We start from the raw sequence: 19,283 nt of genomic DNA, 5'->3' as shown, positions 1-19,283 counted from the left end.
TTTATAGATTGATAATTATCAAATAATTTTTATAAATTTATATCAATCAACAAAATAAAATATTTATAAAAAATTAAATTATGTTCGAAATTTATCAAGACAAAGCAGGAGAATATCGTTTTCGTTTGAAAGCTAAAAATGGACAAAATATTTTGGCAAGCGAAGGTTATAAACAAAAAGCAAGCTGCGAAAACGGAATTGAATCTGTTCGCAAAAATTCGCAAGATGATTCTAAATACGAATTAAAAGAAGGTGCTTCTGGTAAATGGCATTTCAATTTAAAGGCAACAAATGGACAAGTAATTGGGACAAGCCAATCGTACGAAACTGAATCTGGCGCTAAAAATGGAATTGCTTCTGTAAAAACAAATGCTGCTGATGCAGAAATAAAAGAAGTAGGAGGTTAATTACAAACCGTCATAAAAAGCTGAAGCCTTGGATAAATCCAAGGCTCAACCTAATTAACACTAATATGAATTAACACTAAAAACTTATGAAGTAAAATAATGTTCAACTTTATTTTAGATGCGATCCAAGCATCCAAGCAGTTTTTTGATGTTGTTCTAATAAACCAACTAAGAAATCCGAAGTTGATATATCATGAAACTCATCAATTTCTACTACAGCCTGCGCCAAAAAGTTAATAATAACTTCGTGATCGTGTAGTAAATCAGCAATAAAACTTAAACTATCTTTGTTTTCTGTTTTTCTTGTTTCTGATAAATGAGCTAACTGCAAATACTCTGCCATAGTTGCTGGTGCATAAACATCTTTTTGACGAATTTTTTCTGCAACATCATCTATAACAATTTGTAACTCGTTATATAACGATTCAAAATACACATGTATTGTCTGAAAATCAGGACCTTCTACATTCCAATGTGCATTTCTTGTTTTTAAGTATAAAATATGTTCATCAGCTAATAATTTAATTAAAATATCAGCGATTTTTTGCTTTTTTTCTGGCGATAATAATTTCATATGATTAAATTTTATATTGTCTATTTGATTAACTTTACTAAAGCAAATATAAAACCAGAAAATGAATAAATTATAGATTTATTAAATCTTATTTCTATTCTTTTATAATTAAAAACTATGAACGACTCGAATTAACTTAAAATAAATAATGATGTTTACTTAAAAACAGAATTATTATTTTTGATTAGACAAATTTATAGTGGTTTTTTCAATTAGAGCCATTTTGAAAAGTTAAAAATTAATTAAATTTCTATGAAAAAGTTTCTTTTATTTATCATTTCTTTAACCCTAAGCAACACTTCTTTTTCTCAAACAAATCAAAATCAAACACTTAATAATAATTGGCGTTTCGGTGGTGGTTTGGGACTATCTTTTGGGAATAATAGTTATTTTGGATTTAATATTTCTCCAAGTGTAGGTTATATGGTTGCAAACAATTTAGAATTGGGTGCGACAGCTGGTTATCAGTATGCAAAAGATGATTATGTAAAACAAAATTTGTTTAATGTTGGTCCTTACATTAACTTTTTTCCAATCGAAAATATTTTCTTGAGAGCCAATTATATGTACTACACAGGAAAACAAAAATACAACGATCGCACACCATATTACAACAGTATTTATGAGGCTGACATAGACGAATCTGCGTTATGGTTAGGAGCTGGATATCAATCGAGCGGACCAGTAAGATTTCAAGCTGGTGTGATGTACAATGTTTTATACAAAGAAAACGAAAGTATATTTTCTTCAGGATTACAACCTTTTATGGGCGTTTCAATCGGATTATAAGTGATAAAAAAATCCATCTAAAGTTTTTAGATGGATTTTTTTATATTTATTTCAATTCGTCTTTTAAAAATTTTCCTGTCACACTTTTAGAATTTTTAGCAATTTCTTCTGGTGTTCCTTCGGCGACAATTTTACCTCCTTTACCTCCACCATCAGGACCAATATCAATCACATAATCAGCCAACTTTATCACATCTAAATTATGCTCGATAATGATAACCGTATTTCCAAATTCCACAATTTTATTAATCACTTTCATCAACACATTTACATCTTCGAAATGCAAACCTGTTGTCGGTTCATCTAAAATATAAATTGTTTTTCCTGTCTGTTTTTTAGCCAATTCTGTTGCTAATTTCACACGTTGCGCTTCTCCTCCACTCAATGTTGTCGACTGCTGCCCAAGCGTGATGTAACCCAAACCTACATCTTGCAACATTTTCACATAACGAAATATTTTCGGAATTGCTTCAAAGAATTCTACCGCTTCATTTACCGTCATTTCTAACACATCTGAAATTGATTTTCCTTTGTAGCGAACCTCCAACGTTTCGCGGTTAAATCGTTTTCCATTACATGTTTCACATTCGACATGAATATCGGGTAAAAAATTCATTTCAATTACACGCAAACCTGCTCCTTGACAAGTTTCGCAACGTCCACCTTTTACATTAAACGAAAAACGTCCCGGTTTATAACCTCTAATTTTCGCTTCAGGTAAATTTGTAAACAACGTACGAATATCAGAGAAAATTCCCGTATAAGTTGCAGGATTAGAACGAGGAGTACGACCAATTGGCGATTGATCCACTTCGATTACTTTATCCAAATGTTCTAAACCTTCGATTTTTTTGTAAGGCATCGGATCTTTTTCTGCTCTAAAGAAATGTTGATTCAGAATTCTGTACAACGTTTCATTAATCAACGTTGATTTTCCAGAACCTGAAACACCCGAAACTACAACCAACTCTCCTAAAGGAATGGTAAGATTTACATTTTTCAGGTTGTTTCCAGATGCTCCAAAAAGTTTTAATTCATTCCCATTACCTTTTCTTCGTTCTTTTGGAACTTCGATTTGTAACTGATTGTTTAAGTATTTTGATGTTAATGTATTTGATTTTAACATTTGTTCTGGTTCACCTTCCCAAACAATTTGACCACCATTTTTTCCTGCTTTTGGTCCAACATCAACCACATAATCTGATTCCAAAATCATGTCTTTATCATGTTCTACAACCAAAACTGAATTTCCGATATCGCGTAATTTCTTTAACGAATCTATCAATCTGACATTATCGCGTTGATGCAAACCAATACTTGGCTCATCTAAAATATACAACACATTCACCAATTGAGAACCAATTTGCGTTGCCAAACGAATTCGTTGCGCCTCGCCTCCAGAAAGTGTTCTAGAAGAGCGATTAAGACTTAAATAATCTAATCCGACATCTAATAAAAAAGATAAACGCGTATAAATTTCTTTCAGAATCTCGTGCGCAATTTGTTGTTGATTCGACGTCATCGAAACTGGTGCATTTTCAATCCATTTTTGCAACGATTGAAGATCCATTTCCGCAACTTCACCAATATTTTTATCATCGATACGAAAGAAAAGTGATTCTTTTTTAAGACGTTTCCCTTCGCAAGTTGGACAAATAACTTTCTTTCCAAACTTTTTGCTAATCGAACTTGAAGACGGATTATTTTTATCTTCCATTATTTCAGAAAGAAATTCATTCAATCCTTCAAAATCGATTTTATATGTTTTTTTAACTGATGCAAATTTAAGATCAAGATTCAATGTTTCTTTCAAACCATTCATTACATCATCAATCAATGCTTGAGGAAGTTTTTTGAAAGCAACTTTCTGGTCAACATTATGTTTGACAAAAATCGCTTCCAATTGTTTTTCTATTCGAGAAGATGATTTTAACGTCTCAAATAATTCTTCCAAATTATCAAACAACGATTTATCTTTATCTTGAAATAATTTTTCGTGATTTACCACTTTCAACTCACCTAAACCTGTACACGTCGGACAAGCACCTTTTGGTGAATTGAACGAAAATGTATTCGGTTCTGGCAACGCATATGACATTCCTGTCGACGGACACATCAATGAACGAGAAAAGAATTTCGTTTCATTGGTTTCGTAATCCAAAATCATCGTAATCCCATTACCTTGTTGCATTGCATGATCGATACTTGAACGCAAACGTTGATCATTCACCTTATCATTCAACAACATTTTGTCCACCATCAATTCGATATCATGCGTTTTGTAACGATCTAACATCATTCCAGGCGTAATATCTTGCAACTTGCCATCAATGCGCATTTCAAGAAAACCTTTTTTAGAATATGTTACAAAAACTTCTCGATAATGACCTTTTCTTGAACGTACAATTGGCGCTAAAATCGCAATTTTCTTCTCGCTGTATTGTGTTCGAATCAACTCAATAATTTGCTCTTCTGTGTAAGCAACCATTTGTTCGTTTGTTTCGACTGAAAAAGCCGTAGAAGCACGCGCATACAACAAACGAAGAAAATCATAAATTTCTGTAATTGTACCAACAGTGGAACGCGGATTTTTATTGGTCGTTTTTTGCTCAATTGCAATAACAGGCGACAAACCATCAATTTTATCAACATCTGGACGTTCTAAACCTCCCAAAAATTGACGTGCATAAGCCGAAAAAGTTTCGATATAACGACGTTGTCCTTCTGCATAAATCGTATCAAAAGCCAACGAAGATTTCCCACTTCCACTTAAACCCGTGATTACCACAAGCTCGTTTCGAGGAATCTTTACATCAATATTTTTTAGATTATGTTCACGTGCACCGTAAACTTCAATAAAATCTTTTTCCATGTTCGTTTGTAAGAAGTTGCAAAAATACAAAAAAAGCCACATTACTGTGGCTAAGTGTACTTTAAAAATTGTTAATTCTTAAGTATTTATTGTTTTTTAATTGGAATATAAATTCGAGAAATTAGTTTTAAACTATCTGTTTCCTTCGGATCGTTTAACATAATTTCTAATTGTTTTGTATCCAGTTGTAATTTTTTAGATTTTGCATAATTCTTCATTTTCTCGATTGTTTGCGCACGCTTAGAACGAGGTCCTAAATGCAATGTCAACAAATAATCTCCACCAGGAACAACCACTTTTTTCATCTCTTTTTGCAAAGGCAAATCTTCTATTAATTGTATTCCAGCAAAAAATGTTGTCTTATCTTTTTCTTTATCAAAATCAGTAAAGTAGACATATGGAAAACCTAAATCGAAATCAAAACCACCTTCATCTTTATTCATTAACGATTTATAAATCACCTCAAAAGCACCATCTACTTTATCCATTATATCTTTTTCCGCTAAACTTGATTGTTTACGAATCGCTAATAAATTTGTTCGACCTAATTCTACAATTCGATATTCACCATAATTCAATCGTCCTTCTTTTTGATCCTTATCTAATCTAACTTTCACTTTTTGATTTAGGTTATCCAAAGATTTTTCAAATTTAGATTCAGGATTTTTGAAAAAAGCAAAATAGCGGTAGAAATAAGGAATTTCTTGACTTAAATAATTCAATTTTGCAGTTGTTTTCCCATTTTCTTGTTGTTCAAATTTGACATTCAAACTATCTAATTTTTCCCAACCATCATATTTTATCGTATAATTAACGAAACGATTAATCGAAAAATTTTCAATCGTTACTTTTCCTGAAGCAATTGAAGCATCTTCTGAATCCCATATCATATAATTTTCGTCCTCTTCTTTTGTATTCGAAAATTTCTTGATTGTCAAAGAATCCGAAGCTGTAAATTGTTGCCATTTCGAGAATTGACGAAGATTATAAAATTCGTCGTACACCAAACCAACAGGTGCATCAAATTCATATTGCATTTCTTCGTCGAAACGATTCGGTAAAACGATTGGTAATAAAGCCAAAACCGCAATAATGATTACTAAAAAAAGATTTATTTGTTTCATTTACAAAATTGATTGTACAAAAATAGAAATACTTTGTAGGACTCTTAATATTAATCTGAATTAATCTTTTAAAAATAGTATATTTGAGTAAATAATATAAACTTATGGACTTTACTAATTTAATTCAAGGAGCAATGGGACAACAAATTGTTGGTTCTGCTGCAAAACAATTAGGGATTAATGAATCTCAAGCTCAAACTGCTGTTGCAGCAGCTGTACCTTTTTTATTGTCTGCTTTAAATAAAAATGCACAAGGCGGAGGTGCTGAAGGAATTTCGAATGCTTTGAATCAACATGACGGGAGTATTTTGGATAATCTTTCTGGATTTTTAGGTCAAGGAGGAAACCAACAAGATGGATTAGGAATTTTAGGTCACGTTTTAGGAAATAAACAACAAAATGTAGAATCTGCAATTTCTCAACAATCTGGATTGAATACAGCACAAGTTACTCAAATTTTAGCGTTAGTTGCGCCAATTGTAATGGGCTACTTGGGTAAACAAAAACAATCTGCTGGATTAGATTCAAATGGGATTGCTGGTTTATTAGGCGGTTTAGTTGGTGGTTCTACAACTCAAACAAACCAAAGCGGAGTAAATTTAGGAGGTTTCGAAAAATTGTTAGATCAGGATGGTGATGGACAATTAGGAATTGGAGATGCCATGAGTTTATTGGGTGGATTTTTCAAAAAATAAGTCTTGTCTTAAACTGAATAAAAATACAAAATTTATTAAGCAGGAAATTTTCCTGCTTTTTTTGTTTCAAAAATTATCAACCTATATATTCTAAGTATTCGAAATTATCAAATTCATAAATATTAAAAGTTTGATTTAAAAAATATATTATTTTATTTGTTATTTAATATAATTTTATCAACAATAAAACACAAATAGCATGGATACTTTATTTTACTCAGAAAAATTCATTCAAAGAATTAAATCAAAAAACCCTAACGAAAAAGAATTTTTACAAGCAGTTGAAGAAGTTTCCGAAACCATTTTACCATTTGTAGAAGAAAACCCTAAATACAAAAAGTTCAAAATTCTTGAAAGAATTGCAGAACCAGAACGTATTATTCAATTTAGAGTAACTTGGGTTGATGATAAAGGCGAAATCCAAATCAACAAAGGTTATCGTGTACAAATGAATTCTGCGATTGGTCCTTATAAAGGTGGTTTGCGCTTTCATCCATCTGTTAATCTTTCTATTCTTAAATTCTTAGCTTTTGAACAAGTTTTCAAAAACAGCTTGACAACTTTACCTATGGGTGGCGGAAAAGGTGGTTCTGATTTTGATCCAAAAGGAAAATCGGACATGGAAATTATGCGCTTCTGCCAATCTTTTATGAGCGAATTATCTCGTCATATTGGTGCAGATGTCGATGTTCCTGCTGGTGATATTGGCGTTGGAGGACGAGAAATTGGTTATTTATTTGGTCAATACAAACGAATGCGAAACGAATTTACAGGTGTTTTAACTGGAAAAGGATTAGAATATGGCGGTTCTTTGATTCGTCCTGAAGCTACTGGTTACGGCTTATTATATTTTGTAGAATGTATGTTAGCCGAAAAAAAAGAAACCTTAAAAGGAAAAACAGTTTCTATTTCTGGCTCTGGAAATGTTGCACAATATGCTGCTGAAAAGTCTCTGGAATTAGGCGCAAAAGTGGTTACACTTTCTGATTCTTCTGGATATATTTATGATGAAGACGGTTTTGATACAGAAAAACTAAATGTCATTTTCAAAATTAAGAATGATGATTACGATAGAATTTCAAAGTATGTTGATTATTATCCAAACGCTAAATTTTTCTCCGACCAAAATCCTTGGAAAGTTCCTTGTGATATAGCTTTGCCATGTGCAACACAAAACGAATTGGATTTACAAGATGCGCAAACTTTACATCTCAATGGTTGCAAATTGGTTGCCGAAGGTGCTAATATGCCAACAACTCCCGAAGCGGTTCATTATTTTTTGGATCATCAAATTTTATACGGTCCTGGAAAAGCTGCGAATGCTGGTGGTGTTGCAACTTCTGGATTGGAAATGTCTCAAAATTCGATCCGTCAAAATTGGAACAGAGAAAAAGTAGATTATCGATTAAAAGAAATTATGATAAAAATTCATCACCAATGTAAAAAATATGGAAAAGGTGAATTTCAAGAAAATATAAATTATTACAAAGGCGCTAATATAGCTGGTTTCGTAAAAGTTGCCGATGCTATGATTGCTCAAGGAATATAAAAATCCATTTATAAAATTCGGTTCCCTTTACTGAATTTAGAATTCAATTGTTTGTTATTAAAGCTGGACTTCTGTTCAGCTTTATTTTTTTAGAGTGGAAAATTAATTTTAAAACCAATACCTCGAACAGATTCAAATTTTATCATTTCGTCGTTCTGAAAATATTTGCGCAAACGTGTCATAAAAACATCCAAACTTCTACCCATAAAATAATCGTTTTCACCCCAAATTTTTTCTAAAATCTCTTTACGACTCACTAATTTTTGATTATTCTGAATCAAGAAACTCAACAATTCTGCTTCTTTTTCTGTTAACTGAAATTTTTCTTCTTGATAAGATAATTGCAATTGATTTGGAAGAAAAACATAAGCTCCAATTTTGATCAATTCTTCTAAAACAGGTTGATTTCGTTTCAAAATATTTTTTATTCGCAAGACCAATTCTTCAGGATCGCAAGGTTTTGTGATATAATCATCTGCACCTAATTTCAAACCTAAAACACGATCAAAACTTTGCGCCTTAGCAGTCAAAAATAAATATGGAATTGTAATGGTTTCGGCTAATTTTTTCGCCAAAGAAAAACCATCAATTTCGGGTAACATGACATCAAAAATGATTAATTGAGCTGATTCCAACGATTCTATTTCCTTCAATAGTTTTTGTGGATGATCAAACCAAGTCACTTCAAAATCAGAAAATTCTAGATATTGTTTGAGAACAGTTCCCAAATCTTGATCATCTTCTACTAAAATTAATTTAGTTTTCATTCGGCATAATGATTAAAAATTGAACACCTTTGTCTTTATTATTCTGAACGTTAATTGTTCCTAAATATCGTTCGATTGTATTCTTGACCAAAAATAATCCAACACCCAAACCGCTTACATTTTGGTTAATAGAACGATTCACACGATAATATTTATCAAAAATAAGAGGCAAATCATTGGTTGGAATTCCAATTCCATTATCCGAAAAATTCAATGTTATTTTTTTTTGAAATTTAAAATCTAATACAATTTCAGTAGCTCCATATTTGACTGAATTTTCAATTAAATTCTGAGCAATTTGTTTAAAATCGTTTGTTTTCAGTACATTATTTTTCTCGAAAATACTTTGATTAATAAGTTTAATTTCTGGATATTGAAGTTGAATCTTTTGGATAATTTCATTCAAAATAACCTCATCTAACAATTCAGAATTTTCGTCATTTTTCACAAAAATAGAATCAACAGTTTGCTCCAAACGATTAATTTGTCTGTTCATCATTTGTTGCGTTTCTGGATGTTGAACTTGATGCAAAGCAAATTTCATCGTCGTAATTGGCGTATTCAATTCATGCGCAATAGAGTCTATTGTCAAATGTAATTGATTGATTTTTTCTTCTTGTTTCGATAAATTTTTAAGACTTTTCCAATACAAAAAGACAATTAATCCAACAATCAACAAACTCACAATGATTAAAGGAATAATTTTCTTGAGAATTAAAAATTTCAAATTCAGTAATTCAAAATCTGTCTTTCCTCTAATTTTATATTTATGACGTTCATTTTTATTAATTCCTAAATCAGAATCTGTTTGATTACTAATATCATCCGATGACCAAACACTTTGATTAATATTAGTTGGTTTCGCAATTTTATTTGTCGTTTCGTAAATCACATACTTTTTCTTTGGCAATAATTCTTTATGATTCAATTCATCATAAACCGAATAAACATCTGTACGAAGCGCTATTTCAAAATTATTTTCCTTAGAATAAACGTCTAATAGAGAATCTACAATTGGCGTATAAATCTCATAATTATAATCTACTTTCGTTCGAATTATTTGTAATTCATCAAACTGTTTTTTTTCATCATGATTCAGTTTTTTGAAATAATCTAAAATCTTATCATCATTAGAATCTGTTTCATATTTTGACATAAAATTCATCACTTTAACTCCAATTTCACACGCCTCTTTATTCATATCTTTCTCAATCAATCGATACAAATTGTAGATATAATACCCTTGCAATGCAACCAAAACGATCAATGCAAAAGAGAAAATAAATGTATAATGTTTTTTAGATAATTTCATAAGCTTTCCATCAATTCAAAAATACATTGTTTTCGCACATAAATTACACATTAACTCATCGTTAACCGTTCATTAACCAAGTAAAATCGAAACTTGAAAGAGATTTGTTAAAAATCTGAACCATGAAAATAGTAATAACATTTTTTCTGCTACTTCCAAATTTAATTTTTGCACAAATTATTTCTGGAAAAATTATCGATGAGCAAAATCAACCAATCAAAAATAGTTCTATTGAAGTTGAAATTCCTTCACAAGATCCAATTGTAGCTGAATCGAATGAAAATGGCGAATTTAATTTTGAGCTTCATCAAGCACAATCATTTACAATTTACATTAAAGAATTTGGTTACCAAGAATTTGAAAAGACATATCAAGCTAACTCAGAAAACTCTTTGATTATTACGCTTCAAAAAGATGAAACAATTAACTTAAAAGACGTTGTTTTTTCTAGTCAAAAACCTTTGTTGAAACGAAAAATTGATCGAATAGAATTTAATGTCGAAAATACGCCTTTGCAAAATTTAAGTGCTTGGGATATCGTGAAAAACACGCCAAATGTTCTTCTAAAAAATGAACAGTTAAGTGTGAGAGGAAATACGCAAATTTTAGTCACAATTAATGATAAAAAAACATTAATGTCCCAAGATGATTTGAAACAATTGTTGGAAAATACTGATGGTGCAACAGTTTCTTCGGTTGAAGTCATTACCAATCCGCCTGCAAAATATGAAGCTTCTGGAAGCGCGATTATAAATATTAAAATGAAGAAAAATGTGCTTTCTGGTTACAAAGGACAAATTGCGACACGTTATCATCAATCTATTTATAGCAAAGGAATGCTGGGTACTACCCAATCTTACAATACAGAAAAATGGCAATTGACAGGAAGTTATTATTTTGTGAATGGAAAATATGTTCGCAAGAATTTTGATGTAACAACTTATGAAAAAGATCAGACACGCTGGGAAAGTGACATGATTCGTCGAACAGTTGCGAAACAACAACATATTTACAACTTTGCTTCTCAATATTCAATTGATAGTTTACAGAATTTTCAGTTTGGAATAAATGGTTCTAGAAATCCTGCTTCAATTGGGAATTATAACGTTCCGACAAATATTTACAATACAACAAATAATCAACTTGAATCATTTTATAAAACACAAAATCATCGTCGCGAAGCTTCAAATAATTTTAATACGTATTTGGTTTATGACAAAAAAATTGCGAAAAATAATTTGACTTGGAGTAACAATTTTAGTCATCGTTATTACAAAGAAAATCAAGATGTTTTAACAAAACTGAATTTCAAGGATAAACCTTATGAAGAAAATCGTTTTTTGAGTGCTGCACTTCAAAAATTGAATCTATTTTCTACACAAATTGATTATAGTTTCACTAATGAAAATTTCGGCTTGGAAGCGGGAGCGAAATATAGTTTTGTGAAGAATGATAATGATTTAGATTTCTTTGAGTCGATTCAAAATCAAATCGAATATCAACCCGAAAAAAGTAATATTTTTGATTACAAAGAACAGATTTTTGCGTTGTATATTTCTGGAAATTACAAATGGAAAAAATGGGAAGCAAAAGCTGGTTTGAGATCTGAAACAGCTCTTATAAATACGATTTCTGATAATCCAATTAGCCAAAATAAACGAACAAACACCGATCTTTTTCCAACTTTATACGTCATGTATAATTTTGAAAATACTGGACAAATTGGTTTGAATTATGGAAAAAGAATTGATCGACCAGATTATAATTTCTTGAATCCTTCAAAATCATATTACAATCTGTTTTCTTATTTTCAGGGCGATGCCAATGCAATTTCTACGATTATTCACAATTTGAGTTTATCTTACACTTTGAAAGATTGGAATTTTGAAGCCTATTATCGATACGAGAAAAATCCAGCGATGGAAATTTCTATTCAAAATCCTGAAACTTTCGAAACAGTTTATCATTTTACAAACATCAAAAATGGAGAAGCTTTTGGAGCAAATCTTTCGAAAAATTTTAATCTAAAATCGTGGTGGAAACTGAATTTATTTACATTTGTGGAATATAATCAAAATTATTTTTTCGGACCAGATCAACAACAATACAAAAATGATGTGTTTACTTATTATATTTCTTTAAGCACTCAATTGGATTTAGACAAAGCAAAAACATTTAATATTTCGACAGGATATCATTATAATTCCCCAGCTATTCAAGCTTCATTTGATATTAGTTCTTCTCAAAATACATATTTGATTTTAAACAAAAAAATATGGGATAAACGTTTTGAAATTGGTTTGGTTTTCAATGATATTTTTAAAACTGATCGCAATACGATTTCTACGAAATACGCAAACCAAAATCAATATTTCAAAGATTATCGCGATACACAATATTTTATGTTGAATTTGAAATACAATTTCGGAAACCAGAAAGTAAAAGAAGCGAAACAAGCGGAAAAAACTGCAGAACAAAATAGAATTTAGCGTTACAAAAAAAACTTAAGTTTTATTAAATTTGAGGAAAAGCAATAAAATGAATTCAGTAAAAATCATTCGAACAAATTCTTCTAACAAAGATTTTCAAGAATTGGTAACAGAATTAGATAAAGATTTAGCGATAAGAAATGGCGAATTTCATTCTTTCTTTTCGCAATACAATAAAGTTGACAAAATAAATCACGTTGCTATCGCCTATTTAAACGAAAATCCTGTTGGTTGTGGCGCTATAAAACATTATTATGATACAACGATGGAAGTGAAAAGAATGTATGTAAATCCTGATTTTAGAGGAAATAGAATTGCAGCTAAAGTTCTGAATGAGTTAGAAAATTGGGCAATCGAATTAAATTATGAACGATGTATTTTGGAAACCGGATTGAAACAACCCGAAGCAATCGCGTTGTATGAACGATGTGATTACACAAGAATCGAAAATTACGATCAATACAAAGACATCGAAGAAAGTGTTTGTTATGAAAAAATATTGAAATAGAAAAGCTGAGCGATGCTCAGCTTTTTTATTATTTATTAGATTCTTTTACCATTTTGTTCATTTCGGATGCCGTAATTTCACCATCCATAATCATGTACATTTGTTGATCATCGCTGTTAATACTCATCAACACATTTTTAAAAACTTTCGCATTTGCATTTTCCGTTAAAAAGCGAATTTTACTTCCGTCCTTATTTATCGACATCAATTTTTCGAAATAGATTATTTTTTCAAGAAAACAGTTCCTCCAGCTTGCGCTTTTGGAAAAATTGTAACATCAGCAATTTGTACATGTTCTGGTTGTTGCAACAAATACTCTATTGCATTTGCAATATCCTCTCCAGCCAATGGTTCAAAACCTTTGTATACATTATCCGAAAGTTCTTGATTTCCTTTGAAACGAACCAAAGAAAATTCTGTTTCTACCGCTCCTGGCGCAATATTGGAAACTTTGATTCCGTAAGGTAACAAATCATAACGCATTCCTTTGCTTAACGATTCTACCGCCGCTTTCGACGCACAATATGTTCCTCCATTTGGATAAACTTCTTTTCCCGCAATCGAAGAAAGGTTGATGATATGAGCATTTGATGATTGTTTAAGAATTGGAATAATTGCTTTCGAAACGTAAATTAATCCTTTTACATTGATATCAATCATTGCTTCCAAATCCTCCAAATCAGCTGTATCAAAAGGTGCTAATCCGTGCGCATTTCCCGCATTATTGATTAAAACATCAATATTTTTCCACTCATTTTCTAAACTTTCTACTGCATTAAAAACAGCTTCCTTGTCTCGAACATCAAATTGAATGGTTTTTACTTCCGTAATTTGACTCAATTCTGCCTGAATTTCATCTAATCGTTCTTGACGACGCCCACACAAAATTAAACGATAATTTGGTGCTAATTTCTTTGCTGTCGCCATTCCTATGCCAGATGTTGCTCCGGTTATGAAGACTGTTCTTTTCATTTTCTTAAATAATTAAAAGTGCTTTTTTAAGACCGTCTAAGATACAAGCTAAAAAGAAATTAAAAAATGATTTATCCTGTTTTCGTTCGATATTTTCTACTTTTTCTTCTTTCATTTTTCCACGAGAATCATTCTTTACCGCTGCATTTCCAACTGCTGATAATAATTTCCTTTTCGAACCATCATCACGCAAAACATTCACTTTCAAATTTTGATAATCTATTCCAAAATTTCCTCCAGCAACTTTATCATTTCCATCAAAATTAAATTTTATTTGATTGAAAAATCCATCAACAGAAACCTTAAGATATGGTTTCACAAAAGGATCGAGATTTTTTGCAGGAAGTTTTGAAATTGAACCATTGATATTAAATTTCTCTGAACGATTCATTGGATTAAATGTCCAATTTGCACGCAAATCTCCATTCATAAATTCTGAATGCCAATCAACATCAACGTTTGGTAAAGATATTTTACGATAACCCGAATTGACATTTTTAACCCTTGCATTTATCGACGAAAACGTCAATTTTCCTGTTCCAATACTTTTAGCCGTTTCCTCTTCATATTCTAATTTAGAGTTGACCAATTGCAACTGTTTCACCCCTAAATCGAATTTCATTTCACGTAATTTTTGTGAAAACATTGTTTTACGTTTTGTGTCATCAGGTGGAACCAAACTTCTATAAATATTTGCATAAAGCTGGTTCAATTTTATTTGATTCGCTTTCAAGAAAAAATCTTTTGAAGGCGAAATTCCCCATTGTATACCGTTTCCTTGCAATTGTTTCACAGAAACAGTATACAAATCAGCTTGTTTTTGCAAAGATGCAGTATATGCTTTTCGAGTAAGTTTTGGTGTCAATTTTAATTGATTTAACGTCAAATTTCCATTCTGAAACTGCAAAGCTCCAGTAGTCATCTTATATATTTTTCCTAAATCAAAATCGATTCCCGAAGATTTCAGTAATACAGATTTATACGAAAAAGGAATCGCTTCTTGAATTGTTTTTGGATCAACATTAATTTGATTAAACGCTAACTGAATTTGCTTCAATGTTAAATTCGGCGTTTTTTGTTGATAAGGAATCACATCTAAATGTCCATTTACCAACGAAATTTTATCGACTTTTATAACATCGTTAAATTCTTTTGACGTTTTTCCTTCTCGTTGCGCCACTCGTCTGGGCTGTCCATAAATCGTAAATTTTGGATTTTTGAAAATAACCTGATTGATTCGAAGTTCTTTCCCATAATCATTTTTCAATCCTAAAACCGTCAAATTAACATTATTGAAATCAAATTTTTGTAAAGCAATAAAACGTGATTGCTTGATTTGAATTGTATCAATTCCAAGGTTAAAATTAATCAAGAACTTTTCTGTTACTTTTTCAACTTTCTTCGCAATAACTTTTTCATTCTTTTGATCGATGATTTTCACATTTACCTCATCCAATTTGATTGAGTTTGTATGAAAATAAAAATCACCATTTTTTATTCCCCAACTGTTATTATTCAACGTCAAAATTGGCGCTTCGACATCTAATAATGTATTTGATTTAGTATAATTTTGATTAAATTGATTTTTTGAAATTAATGGTTTCATTTTGAAATTTTTCAGAATCAATTTCTTTTCAGTTAAATCAAAATTAGATGCTGTTAAGGTATGCATTTCATTCAATCGATAATACATCGAATCCAACTTAATACGAAAAGTTTTATAATCAATCGGAATATCATTTGTGCGTGTCAACGCATTCATTTTTATTCCTTCGATATTTAACGCCACATTATTTATTGCATATTTTACCGTTTTTGCATTCGAGTAGAGTGAACGAATTTTACCGTTTTCTATTTGCAACTTTTTGATATTAATTAACTCCGCATCTTCCGTTTTTATGCTTACTTTTTTGATTGATTCTTTCTCAACTTTATTCTCTGGTTTAGCAGAAATAATGGTAATTTTTGGCTTTTTGAATTTAATTAAATCTGTTTTAAAATATAATTTATCTTCTGAAGTAAATCCCCAATCCATCTTAGAAAGCGAAAGAAGTGGCGATTCAATATCTAATAAATCATTTTCAGAATCGTTTTGAACGTACATTTTTCCGTTCATTTTAAGTGGTTTCATCAAGAAATTATCCAACTCAAAATCAGTTTCATTAAAACGAACTTTTCGTGCTCTAATCAATTGTTGATCTTTAACCACAAAAAACATCGAATCTAATTTAATATCAAAAGCAGAATATCTGAACGGAATTTTTTTGTCCGCTGTTCGCTCATTGAAACGAACACCGTCAAAATCAATCGAAAAATTAGAAACATTTGCAATATGTTTTTTCCCTGATTGAGAATACAAATTGAATTCGCCGTTGTTTATATTTACATTGGAAACATCAATACTTTGACCAACTTTGGATTGCGCTGTATCTTTTTTGACCGAATCTTTTTTCTCTTTAAGATAATAATTTACAGAGGGATTATTGATGTTGATTGAATATGCTGTAACTTCTTTTTTGGTAATTAATTTTATAAAATTGATACCGACAACATTTATTTCTTTCACTTTTCCTGTTGCATCAATCGAATCCTTTATCAACAAAGAATCTTTTGGAGAAACTTCAACATTTTTTAGTGATAAAGACGAATTAAAAATAGAAAAGCTCAAATCTTCGTAAGTCAGATTATAAGCCGTATCGTTTTTTTCTGCAATGATTTTTGGAAGTCGATCATTCAGAAAATAGGAGATGTAAAAACTTAAAATAAAAAGTACCGCAATAATAGAAATTAAAGCGATACCTATTTTTTTTATCCAACGGTTTTTAATCATTGATATAGTTTGGTTAACAGTCTTAAGAACAATTATTATACCAGATATAACAAAATGTTAAATTTATTCGTTGATATCGTAGATTTCTTTGATATTTTCTAAGATTTTATCGAAGTTTAAATTCAAATCAATTAATTTCCCAGTAAACAAATCGAACACCCAACCGTGTACTTCCAATCCATTTTCCATAGCACGTTGCACGAAAGGATTTTTTACCACATTTACACATTGTTCTTGTACATTTAACTCTACCAAACGATTATAGCGCATTCCTTCGTTTTCGATTGCATTTAATTCTTCTGAATGTAAACGATAAACATCTCGAATATTACGCAACCAAGGATTCATCATTCCTAAATCTTTCGGAATCATTGCAGATTTAATCCCTCCACAATTATAATGTCCACAAACTATAATATGTTTCACTTTTAGGTGTTCTACCGCATAGTCTAAAACAGAAGTGGTATTCATATCCAAACTAATTACCATATTAGCAATATTGCGGTGTACAAAAACCTCACCTGGCTCCGCTCCCAACAACTCTTCTGCCGTCACACGACTATCCGAACAACCAATGTAAAGCACTTCTGGATTTTGACCAGCCGAAAGCTTATCAAAATATTGCTCGTCTTGTCCTAAACGTTTATTTACCCACTCTTGGTTGTGTTCAAAAACTTTTTCTAAATTCATAATTTTCTAAATTACATCTTGTACTTCTGGATGTTTACCAACATAAACGCTCACATAACTACAAAATGGAATGATTTTCAACTGATTTTTTCTTGCGTAATCTACAGCTTCTAACACTAATTTTTCGGCCAAACCTTGTCCTCTCAATTCGGGATTAACACCTGTATGATTAATCAACATTTGTTTTTCTTTCAGCATAAAAGTTAATTCACCAACTTCTTTATTATTCTCATCAAGAAGTATAAAAACTCCATTTTTTCCTTCTAAATTCAATTCAATTTTCATAGAATAGTATTTTAAATTCAAATTAATCTTTTTGGATGAGATTTGGTCAAAAAGATTTGTTAAAAGTCTCGATATACAAGACAAATTTACGGGTGAAAAGTTTTTAATTCAAAGAAAATTTAAACAAATAATAACAATCAATTTACAATCATCTTTCTATTTGATAATCAACAACAAGCCATTCTATATAATATTTAATGTATAGGTTTGAGTTTTTTACTTGATTATTTATTACATTTGTTAGATATTTTAAGGAAATATTCTTCATATGAAATTTATTGTATCGAGCAACACGTTATTAAAAAATGTTAACTTAATCGGAGGGGTTATTAACTCTAATAATACTTTACCAATCCTTGATAATTTTTTATTCGAATTGGATGGTAGCCAATTAACTATCACTGGTTCTGATTTAGAAACAACAATTTCAACAACTTTAGAAGTTGAGTCTAATGATAATGGAAAAATTGCAATTCCATCAAAAATCTTAACTGACACGTTGAAAACTTTCCCTGCGCAACCGCTTACTTTTATCCAAAAAGAAGGAAATACGTTGGAAATTGTTTCAGAACAAGGAAATTATCAGTTAGCATTCGAAGACGCAAACGAATATCCTCAAACGCCAGATATCGAAGACGCAAGCTCTACAACACTTAGTGCAAGCATTTTATCAGAAGCAATTATCAAAACTATTTTTGCGACAGGAAACGACGAATTACGTCCAATTATGACAGGAGTCTTCTTCCAAGCAAATGCAGATATTTTCCGTTTTGTTGCTACAGATGCGCATCGTTTGGTAAAATATACTCGCAATGGCTTAGACAATTTACAAGCTGCTGAATATATTATGCCGAAAAAACCACTTAACTTATTGAAAAATATTTTAGGAGGAAATAATGACGATGTAACAATCGAATATAACAATACAAATACACGTTTTTCATTCCAAAACATCGTGTTAACTTGTCGTTTGATTGATGGTAAATATCCTAATTATGAAGCGGTAATTCCAAAAGAAAATCCAAATGTATTAACGATTAACAGAAACTTATTCTTGACATCTTTGAAACGTGTGGCAATTTTCTCTAACAAAACAACAAACCAAGTTCGATTAAAATTAGTTGGAAATTCATTGACAATTTCTGCTGAAGATATCGATTTTGCAAACAAAGCAGAAGAAAGACTTCCTTGTGATTACAACGGAACTGATTTACAAATCGGTTTCAATTCTCGTTTCTTAATCGAAATGTTGAACAATTTACAATCAGAAGAAATAACATTAGAAATGTCTGAACCGAATCGTGCAGGAATCATCAAACCAGTTGATGGACTAGAAGATGGCGAAGAAATCTTAATGCTAGTTATGCCAGTTATGTTAAACGCATAATCAAAAAGAATACATAAAATTCATTTATACAAT

Annotated in this window: 17 protein-coding genes; 7 read left to right on the top strand and 10 right to left on the bottom strand. The window is 30.9% G+C overall.

Features of this window, described 5'->3' with window-relative positions:
- Positions 1-80 precede the first annotated feature (80 nt).
- A complete protein-coding gene (locus B4E59_RS01640) occupies positions 81-407 on the top strand; it encodes a YegP family protein (RefSeq protein ID WP_125350254.1) in 327 nt (108 codons plus the stop codon).
- Positions 408-516: 109 nt separating this feature from the next.
- Here the strand turns inward: B4E59_RS01640 and B4E59_RS01635 are convergent, their stop codons facing one another.
- Entirely contained in the window at positions 517-981 is a 465-nt protein-coding gene (locus tag B4E59_RS01635) for a Dps family protein (protein ID WP_286496098.1), read from the bottom strand.
- Between the two features lie 252 nt (positions 982-1,233).
- Between B4E59_RS01635 and B4E59_RS01630 the strand changes: the two genes are divergently transcribed.
- On the top strand, positions 1,234-1,770 hold the full coding sequence (locus tag B4E59_RS01630; RefSeq protein WP_286496097.1) for a hypothetical protein: 537 nt from the start codon (positions 1,234-1,236) through the stop codon (positions 1,768-1,770).
- Positions 1,771-1,816: 46 nt separating this feature from the next.
- Here the strand turns inward: B4E59_RS01630 and uvrA are convergent, their stop codons facing one another.
- Both uvrA and B4E59_RS01620 read right to left on the bottom strand, forming a co-directional pair.
- Positions 1,817-4,642 carry an excinuclease ABC subunit UvrA gene (uvrA, locus tag B4E59_RS01625; protein WP_291050913.1) on the bottom strand — a complete coding sequence of 942 codons (2,826 nt, stop codon included), beginning with the start codon at positions 4,640-4,642 and terminating at the stop codon, positions 1,817-1,819.
- Between the two features lie 86 nt (positions 4,643-4,728).
- Positions 4,729-5,766 carry a GyrI-like domain-containing protein gene (locus B4E59_RS01620; protein ID WP_219034942.1) on the bottom strand — a complete coding sequence of 346 codons (1,038 nt, stop codon included), beginning with the start codon at positions 5,764-5,766 and terminating at the stop codon, positions 4,729-4,731.
- Between the two features lie 104 nt (positions 5,767-5,870).
- On the opposite strand from B4E59_RS01620, the gene B4E59_RS01615 reads away from it, so the two are divergent.
- Together B4E59_RS01615 and gdhA are read left to right on the top strand one after the other, a co-directional pair.
- Positions 5,871-6,461, top strand: coding sequence for a DUF937 domain-containing protein (locus B4E59_RS01615; RefSeq protein WP_180905983.1), 591 nt, complete (start codon positions 5,871-5,873; stop codon positions 6,459-6,461).
- A 199-nt stretch (positions 6,462-6,660) separates the two neighbouring features.
- Complete coding sequence (gene gdhA / locus B4E59_RS01610) at positions 6,661-8,010, top strand: NADP-specific glutamate dehydrogenase (RefSeq protein WP_221854634.1); 1,350 nt, start codon at positions 6,661-6,663, stop codon at positions 8,008-8,010.
- A gap of 89 nt (positions 8,011-8,099) precedes the next feature.
- Here the strand turns inward: gdhA and B4E59_RS01605 are convergent, their stop codons facing one another.
- Positions 8,100-8,777, bottom strand: coding sequence for a response regulator transcription factor (locus B4E59_RS01605; protein WP_125350247.1), 678 nt, complete (start codon positions 8,775-8,777; stop codon positions 8,100-8,102).
- The gene (locus tag B4E59_RS01600; protein WP_291050910.1) at positions 8,767-10,089 is read right to left on the bottom strand and encodes a sensor histidine kinase; all 1,323 of its coding nucleotides are present in this window, start codon (positions 10,087-10,089) and stop codon (positions 8,767-8,769) included. The genes B4E59_RS01605 and B4E59_RS01600 overlap by 11 nt, the downstream gene beginning before the upstream one ends.
- A gap of 122 nt (positions 10,090-10,211) precedes the next feature.
- Here B4E59_RS01600 and B4E59_RS01595 point away from each other — a divergent pair, with 122 nt between their 5' ends.
- Together B4E59_RS01595 and B4E59_RS01590 are read left to right on the top strand one after the other, a co-directional pair.
- Positions 10,212-12,578, top strand: a complete 2,367-nt coding sequence (locus B4E59_RS01595; RefSeq protein ID WP_286496095.1) for an outer membrane beta-barrel family protein — start codon at positions 10,212-10,214, stop codon at positions 12,576-12,578.
- Positions 12,579-12,627: 49 nt separating this feature from the next.
- Complete coding sequence (locus B4E59_RS01590; RefSeq protein WP_286496093.1) at positions 12,628-13,086, top strand: GNAT family N-acetyltransferase; 459 nt, start codon at positions 12,628-12,630, stop codon at positions 13,084-13,086.
- Between the two features lie 28 nt (positions 13,087-13,114).
- On the opposite strand, the gene B4E59_RS01585 is transcribed toward B4E59_RS01590, so the two are convergent.
- The 5 genes from B4E59_RS01585 to B4E59_RS01565 form a co-directional block, all read right to left on the bottom strand.
- Complete coding sequence (locus B4E59_RS01585; RefSeq protein WP_286496092.1) at positions 13,115-13,291, bottom strand: hypothetical protein; 177 nt, start codon at positions 13,289-13,291, stop codon at positions 13,115-13,117.
- Positions 13,292-13,308: 17 nt separating this feature from the next.
- Complete coding sequence (locus B4E59_RS01580; protein ID WP_219034947.1) at positions 13,309-14,058, bottom strand: SDR family NAD(P)-dependent oxidoreductase; 750 nt, start codon at positions 14,056-14,058, stop codon at positions 13,309-13,311.
- 4 nt (positions 14,059-14,062) lie between these two features.
- Entirely contained in the window at positions 14,063-16,888 is a 2,826-nt protein-coding gene (locus B4E59_RS01575) for an AsmA family protein (RefSeq protein ID WP_219034948.1), read from the bottom strand.
- 63 nt (positions 16,889-16,951) lie between these two features.
- Positions 16,952-17,578 carry a carbonic anhydrase gene (locus B4E59_RS01570; RefSeq protein WP_219034949.1) on the bottom strand — a complete coding sequence of 209 codons (627 nt, stop codon included), beginning with the start codon at positions 17,576-17,578 and terminating at the stop codon, positions 16,952-16,954.
- 6 nt (positions 17,579-17,584) lie between these two features.
- Positions 17,585-17,863, bottom strand: coding sequence for a GNAT family N-acetyltransferase (locus B4E59_RS01565; protein WP_125350239.1), 279 nt, complete (start codon positions 17,861-17,863; stop codon positions 17,585-17,587).
- Between the two features lie 268 nt (positions 17,864-18,131).
- On the opposite strand from B4E59_RS01565, the gene dnaN reads away from it, so the two are divergent.
- Positions 18,132-19,250, top strand: coding sequence for a DNA polymerase III subunit beta (dnaN, locus tag B4E59_RS01560; RefSeq protein ID WP_038337242.1), 1,119 nt, complete (start codon positions 18,132-18,134; stop codon positions 19,248-19,250).
- Positions 19,251-19,283: the final 33 nt, after the last annotated feature.

The organism is Empedobacter sp. UBA2044, assembly GCF_002333005.1.
In the GTDB taxonomy this organism is placed as follows: Bacteria; Bacteroidota; Bacteroidia; order Flavobacteriales; family Weeksellaceae; genus Empedobacter; species Empedobacter falsenii_B.
The sequence above is the reverse complement of the archived record's forward strand: the minus strand, read 5'-3'. Positions and strand labels throughout refer to the sequence as shown.

Excerpts from the sequence above, each read along its gene's own strand:
- gdhA (WP_221854634.1), top strand. The coding sequence starts at position 6,661 with ATGGATACTTTATTTTACTCAGAAAAATTCATTCAAAGAATTAAATCA.
- B4E59_RS01595 (WP_286496095.1), top strand. The coding sequence starts at position 10,212 with ATGAAAATAGTAATAACATTTTTTCTGCTACTTCCAAATTTAATTTTT.
- B4E59_RS01605 (WP_125350247.1), bottom strand. The coding sequence starts at position 8,777 with ATGAAAACTAAATTAATTTTAGTAGAAGATGATCAAGATTTGGGAACT.
- dnaN (WP_038337242.1), top strand. The coding sequence starts at position 18,132 with ATGAAATTTATTGTATCGAGCAACACGTTATTAAAAAATGTTAACTTA.
- B4E59_RS01590 (WP_286496093.1), top strand. The coding sequence starts at position 12,628 with ATGAATTCAGTAAAAATCATTCGAACAAATTCTTCTAACAAAGATTTT.
- B4E59_RS01580 (WP_219034947.1), bottom strand. The coding sequence starts at position 14,058 with ATGAAAAGAACAGTCTTCATAACCGGAGCAACATCTGGCATAGGAATG.
- B4E59_RS01635 (WP_286496098.1), bottom strand. The coding sequence starts at position 981 with ATGAAATTATTATCGCCAGAAAAAAAGCAAAAAATCGCTGATATTTTA.
- B4E59_RS01615 (WP_180905983.1), top strand. The coding sequence starts at position 5,871 with ATGGACTTTACTAATTTAATTCAAGGAGCAATGGGACAACAAATTGTT.
- B4E59_RS01565 (WP_125350239.1), bottom strand. The coding sequence starts at position 17,863 with ATGAAAATTGAATTGAATTTAGAAGGAAAAAATGGAGTTTTTATACTT.
- B4E59_RS01575 (WP_219034948.1), bottom strand. The coding sequence starts at position 16,888 with ATGATTAAAAACCGTTGGATAAAAAAAATAGGTATCGCTTTAATTTCT.
- B4E59_RS01640 (WP_125350254.1), top strand. The coding sequence starts at position 81 with ATGTTCGAAATTTATCAAGACAAAGCAGGAGAATATCGTTTTCGTTTG.
- B4E59_RS01585 (WP_286496092.1), bottom strand. The coding sequence starts at position 13,291 with ATGTCGATAAATAAGGACGGAAGTAAAATTCGCTTTTTAACGGAAAAT.
- B4E59_RS01600 (WP_291050910.1), bottom strand. The coding sequence starts at position 10,089 with ATGAAATTATCTAAAAAACATTATACATTTATTTTCTCTTTTGCATTG.
- uvrA (WP_291050913.1), bottom strand. The coding sequence starts at position 4,642 with ATGGAAAAAGATTTTATTGAAGTTTACGGTGCACGTGAACATAATCTA.
- B4E59_RS01570 (WP_219034949.1), bottom strand. The coding sequence starts at position 17,578 with ATGAATTTAGAAAAAGTTTTTGAACACAACCAAGAGTGGGTAAATAAA.
- B4E59_RS01630 (WP_286496097.1), top strand. The coding sequence starts at position 1,234 with ATGAAAAAGTTTCTTTTATTTATCATTTCTTTAACCCTAAGCAACACT.
- B4E59_RS01620 (WP_219034942.1), bottom strand. The coding sequence starts at position 5,766 with ATGAAACAAATAAATCTTTTTTTAGTAATCATTATTGCGGTTTTGGCT.